Origin of the sequence: Streptomyces sp. A 4/2 (assembly GCF_940670765.1) — a bacterium.
Taxonomy (GTDB): domain Bacteria; phylum Actinomycetota; class Actinomycetes; order Streptomycetales; family Streptomycetaceae; genus Streptomyces.
This window is the reverse complement of record NZ_CALNVW010000098.1, coordinates 1-423: the sequence shown is the minus strand read 5'-3', so window position 1 is coordinate 423 and position 423 is coordinate 1. Positions and strand designations below refer to the sequence as shown.

1 protein-coding gene is annotated in these 423 nt (G+C 67.6%); it reads left to right on the top strand.

Going from position 1 to position 423, the window contains the following annotated elements:
- A partial coding sequence (locus tag NBY69_RS37195) for a family 20 glycosylhydrolase (protein WP_250306694.1) occupies positions 1 to 423 on the top strand: 423 nt, incomplete at both ends.

Below are 423 nucleotides of genomic sequence, written 5' to 3'. Positions count from 1 at the left end.
CGCGGACCTCTTCCCGGGGCCCTGGTTCCACCTCGGGGGCGACGAGTACTTCGGATACCCCTGGGACACCAACCGGATCACGGGCGAGAACGCCCCGCAGCTCCTGGAGTACGCCCGCCACACCGCGGGCCCGAACGCCACGCTCCAGGACGGCTTCAACATCTACGTCAACGGCCTGATCGCCCTGCTCACCCGCAAGGGCAAGCGCGCCAAGATCTGGAACGACCACGTCGTCCCCGGCCAGGGTGTCGTCGACATCGACCACAGCGCGGAGGTCGAGGTCTGGATCCGCTGGAACGCCGACGAACCCTCGGTGGACGACTACGTCCGGGCCGGATACGACGTGCTCAACGGGCACGGCGACCACCTGTACTTCATCCTCGCCCCCGACCAGCAGCACGAGACCGGTAAGAAGTCCGCGCA